The 5,395-nt window shown below is 41.6% G+C and carries 3 protein-coding genes; 2 read left to right on the top strand and 1 reads right to left on the bottom strand.

Annotation, left to right across the window (positions count from 1 at the left end):
- Nucleotides 1-576 precede the first annotated feature (576 nt).
- Nucleotides 577-855, top strand: a complete 279-nt coding sequence (locus WBM49_RS12260) for a GIY-YIG nuclease family protein (RefSeq protein WP_424372341.1) — start codon at nt 577-579, stop codon at nt 853-855.
- Nucleotides 856-1,093: 238 nt separating this feature from the next.
- Here WBM49_RS12260 and WBM49_RS12255 read toward each other — a convergent pair whose 3' ends face one another.
- Complete coding sequence (locus tag WBM49_RS12255) at nt 1,094-4,207, bottom strand: WD40/YVTN/BNR-like repeat-containing protein (RefSeq protein WP_424372340.1); 3,114 nt, start codon at nt 4,205-4,207, stop codon at nt 1,094-1,096.
- 576 nt (nt 4,208-4,783) lie between these two features.
- Here WBM49_RS12255 and WBM49_RS12250 point away from each other — a divergent pair.
- On the top strand, nt 4,784-5,395 hold a 612-nt coding region (locus WBM49_RS12250; protein WP_424372339.1), incomplete at its 3' end, for a 1-phosphofructokinase family hexose kinase.

The raw sequence follows: 5,395 nt of genomic DNA, 5'->3' as shown, positions 1-5,395 counted from the left end.
CCTATAAACTTGTCGAAATTGATTTCTTTTTTAGCCATGATATTTCTTTTTTTGATTTTATTCAGACTTAAAGTCTCTTCTGTTCTATTTGATGAGATACTTGTGAATCATCCTTAAAATTAAAGATAAGGATTTGAGAATGGTAGATGTTGAAAATAAATATACTATTAGATAATTTTGTAAATTGTATTTGTCATCAAGAATAGAAGAAAAAGGCATACAATTCGGATACCTGTAAAGTTGGCAAGTTGTCAAATAGTTGGAATAGAACGGTTTATCTTCCTTGGTTCGAGCCCAAGAGGAGCCATAAAGCAGAGCGCAGCTCGCTTCATCGCTACACCGAAGCCATCCATAAAGTGGGTGGCTTTTTTTATTTGTTAAAACTTGGGCGAGAAGCCTGTGCCGCTCTTTTCGCGGTAAGCCCAAGAGGAGCCATAAAGCAGAGACAAGCTCGCTTTATGGCTATGTAGTGAACGCAAGTTCTACTTCATAGCCATCTAAAACTAAAGCTCATGGAATGTTCCATGAGCTTTTTTTGTTGCAAAAGTCTTTCAGAGTCATGAGGTATATTGAAGAATGATACTACCGTATTGCGTTTATGTCTTACAGAGTGAAAAAGACTTATTGTTTTATCACGGTTATACGACTAATCTTAAGCAGAGACTAAAAAACCACAATGCCGGAAAGACAAAGAGTACTTCAAAACGCAGACCACTTAGACTAATTTTTTGTGAATATTACCTGAGCCAACAGGATGCACAGCGCAGAGAAAAGTACTTTAAAACAAATCAGGGCAAAAGGATGCTTAAACTTATGCTTAGGAATACGCTCAGAATAATACACTACCCGAAATAATTTATAGCCATCCACAAAGTAGGTGGCTTTTTTATTGGGCAAAACTTGGGGGAGAAGCTTTTCATAAGCGCAGACCCAGGAGAAGGAGCTTAGTAAAAGTAAGCGGTTTCTCAACTGTAACTTCTTATAGGCCGAGTTCGCTTTTTTGTCATTTTTATAGCTGCCAGAAAGGATCAGGACAGCAATTAAATACAACAAATACATGACTTACTTGTCATAATCACAGCTTTATATTGAATTATTCCGAAGCTTCGATTTCTTCAATGCCAATATTCTTTAAAGCGGAATTTACTTTTGGCAGATCTTCTTCCATTACGATTTTAAGATTACCCAGATGTTGATTGAGTTCTGCGGTTAGCTCTTTAAACACTTTATAGGCGCCATCCGTTGGTTTTGCTTCGCCATTTTCCACACTGCGCCGCAGAGAAGCGAGGCGATTGTTCAATTTTATTGGAAAATTCAAGGGATCTTGATTCGATTGATTTTTTACTTGATACAATTCTTCCTCAATGGCGGAAAGTTTTTCCAAGAAAGGTGTTACCGTTCTTTTCAAATCGGAAGCGGATAGTTTTTCCTTACTCGAATTGATATGTGATTTAATTGAACGAATGCGGATTACTGCCTCATTAGCAGCACTTGTTTTTTGCATGATTTTATTTGCCAAATCAAATTGCTCATCCAAATCTTCTTTGGTGACTCCTTTTAAATTGGGGTCCATTCGTACCTCAAAGGAAGCGGTCTTTTCATAGTCCTGGGTTTTAATACGCACTTTATATGTGCCAATGGGTGCTTTTGGTCCGCGTTGTGGTCTAGCACTCCATATAATCATACCTTCAAAGTCGGTAGCACCAGGGTATCTTAAATCCCAGGTAAAAGTGTTGAGTCCTTTTGCAGTGGTAGGTTTTGAAGAACCTCCTTTTTGCCACCAGGGCAGGTCTGGGTCTACTTCGTATTTTGGTTTGCTTCCAGTGAAGGTATTGATCAATTTATTAGTAGCGTCCAAAATCTCAAAAGTGATGGTATCTTGCTGCTCTTTGAAATAGTATTGAATAGATGCCTCAGTGATTCCCCTTATGGGATCCGCGGGTTCAAAGAGCACAGCCGTTTGATTTTTCATTTCTGGTTGGTACTGGCGAAGGGGTTGAATGTCATCCAAAATCCAGAAACCTCGTCCGTGCGAACCCAAAACCACATCGTTGTCCTTTACCACCAAATCACGAATAGGCGTATCGGGAAGTTTCAATTGGAGACTTTGCCATAGTTCACCATCATTGATAGAGAAATAAACACCGTGTTCCGTCCCTAAAAACAATAAGCCTTGACGAACAGGATCTTCCCGAACCGCACGTGCAAAATGGCCATCTTCTATACCACTGGTAATCTTTGTCCATGTTTTGCCATAGTCATGCGTTTTGAAAACATAAGGTTGACGGTCATCTACTTGATAGCGGTTCGCAGCGACGAACAAGGTGCCCGGTCTGTGCTTTGATTCATCGATGATACTTACCCGGGAAAATTTAGGGAGGTTTTTCGGCGTGATGTTTTCCCAGTTCTTTCCACCATCACGGGTGATATGAATTTTACCATCATCAGAACCTGCCCAAATCGTGTTAATGTCATGATTGGAAGGCGCCAGGGCAAAGACAGTAGCATATATTTCAGGCCCGTTCATGTCCATAGTAATTATACCTCCTGTTTTCCCCAAGGTTTCAGGATCGGCATATGTCAAATCCGGACTTATTTTTTCCCAAGATTGCCCATCATCCGTTGTTTTCCACACATGTTGTGAACAGGTATACATCACATTCGGGTCTTGCGGTGCGAACATAATGGGAAAGGTCCATTGCCAACGCTCAGGAAGTGCACTTGCAGGTTCGCCGGAAAAGAAACGAGGGTATACCTGAATATCTCTGGTTTGCCCGTTACTTCTGTCGTATCTAGTTAATAATGCTCCCTGACTTCCTGCATAAAAGATATCCTTATCAACAGGGTGTTGCGTAATCCATCCACTTTCGCCACCGCCAACGGCATAGTACCATCCGTGATTCGGACCTCGAGCTTGCCTATGGTCCCATCCATCGCTTGGCATTGCCAGAGTACTATTATCTTGTTGAGCACCTGCAACATGATAGGGTACATCGCTAGTGGTCATGACATGGTAAAACTGAGTCGTCACATAATCTTGTTCTGTCCAGCTCTCTCCACCATTAATACTGACGTTTCCACCACCATCGTTGGAGTTGGCCATGCGGTCAGGATTATTAGGATCAATCCATAAATCATGGTTATCTCCATGCGGGACTTTAATCGTCGTGCCAAAGGTCTTGCCTCCGTCAGTAGACTTATAAAATCCTGTATTCAAACAATAGACGGTTTCTTTGTCCCATGGGTCGGCATAAATTCTTGAATAATAAAAAGCGCGCTGACGTAACTTACGTTCATCATTGGTACGTTCCCAAGTTATACCGCCATCATCAGATCGAAAAACACCGCCTTCATTTGCTTCGACAATGGCCCAAATCCGATTGGAATCGGCGGGTGATATGGTGACTCCTATTTTTCCAATGGGTGGTGCAGGCATTCCTGTGTTGCTTGTGAAGTCGGTCCATGTGTCGCCACCATCTGTGGATTTCCATAGTTTAGAGTCGCCACCGCCGCCCCACATTTTCCATGCTTTTCGCTGTACTTCCCATGTACTGGCAAACAATACCTTCGGATTGTTACGATCAATTATGAGGTCAACGGCACCGGCTTTCGGACTCACGTACAGAACCTTGTCCCAAGTATTTCCCCCATCTATACTACGGAATACCCCTCGTTGCTCGTTATCGCCATATGGGTGCCCCAAAGCGGCAACATACACGATATTAGGATTGGTAGGATGTATTCGAATTCGGGCTACTGCTTGTGTTTCCTTTAAACCCAAATGCCGCCAAGTTTTGCCTCCATCGCTGGTCTTGTAAACACCATCACCTTGGGTAATACTTCCCCGCAATTGAACTTCGCCCATTCCAATATAGACGATATCGGGATTGGTTTCTGCCACGGCAACCGCTCCTACTGATGAGCTGGTGAGTTGACCATCAGTAACTGCTTTCCACTCATTTCCACCATCAACGGTTTTCCATAGTCCGCCACCTGTAGCCCCAAAATAATATTCATTGGGCCTACCTGGGCTTCCTGCAATGCCTAAAGAGCGACCACCTCTATTGGGGCCTATATTACGCCATTCCAAACCTTCATAGAAAGATGCATCTAAGGCTTCAGAATGAAGATCTGTTGTTTTTGACTTTTTTTGGGAAAAGGCTAAAGTAGTACTACAGATAATTAGTAATGCTAATAAATATTTCATAGGGTTTTTTTAGGTTGGATGAAAAAACGAGATTTCAGAATTCTTATAAATATACAAAATGATCAAGGCTTTTTATAAGCCTTTCATAAAACTAATATTATCGATGACTACAACCCCATTTTTACTTTTTTCGAAAATGAATTTGACAGTTTCAATGCTAGAGGGATTGTAATTTGGCTTCTTTTTCTTCTTCCTCTTCAGCGTCATCGTTATGGACCCATTTTTTTTCTGATTTGATGTTCCCTTTTCTCTACCTCCAATCTTCTTTTTGTAGATGTATTAGCCATTCTAATTTACTATTGTGATTAAAAGTGTTCAAAATTACTTTGGGATCTAATCACCCATAACTATTAAACACCTCCGGTCTTTTCAGATCTGCGTAATCTGCCAGATCATAGAATTTCATTAAATCTTTCCTAATTGGCTCACCGTCCCATCTTTGGATTATTCATACTACTTATTACTGTAGTGATAAGTTATCATGTTGGGAAAGGGCCTACCAAATAGGGAATATTAACAAAATCGATCTACCTTTAAGCTAATGGAAGCTCATTTAAAGAATAAGTTATCTGCCACATGTCAAAAATAATCACTATTACCGTAAACCCCGCCATAGATAAAAGCACTACGGTAGATGGGATACGCCCCAACAGTAAATTAAGATGTGCAGAGCCGGTATTTGATGCCGGAGGCGGGGGCATCAATGTATCAAGAGCCATTAAGAAATTGGGAGGATCTTCCCTCTGTATTTATCTGGCAGGGGGTTCTCCGGGGACCCATTTGCATTCCCTTTTAGAACAGGAGGAAATAGAACAACAACAGTTGCATATTAAGAAATGGACAAGAGAAAACCTATCCGTGACTGATACCGCCAATAACCATCAATACCGCTTTGGTATGCCGGGCCCTGTGATAGAAGAGAAGGAATGGCAGCAGTGTTTGGAGTTGTTGGAAGTTTGCATGGCAGAAGGAGATTATGTGGTTGCAAGCGGTAGTTTGGCACCGGGGGTCCCTGTTGATTTTTATGCGCGGATTGCCCAAATTACACAAAAACAGATGGCGAAGTTCATTCTTGACACCTCCGGAGAACCATTACTTTTAGGAGCCAAAGCCGGGGTCTATCTGTTAAAACCAAATCTTGGGGAATTAAGTGCACTATGTGGTGTAAGTTACGTCTCTGCCATGAAT

Origin of the sequence: Muriicola sp. (assembly GCF_049669965.1) — a bacterium.
Taxonomy (GTDB): domain Bacteria; phylum Bacteroidota; class Bacteroidia; order Flavobacteriales; family Flavobacteriaceae; genus Muriicola.
The sequence above is the reverse complement of the archived record's forward strand: the minus strand, read 5'-3'. Positions and strand labels throughout refer to the sequence as shown.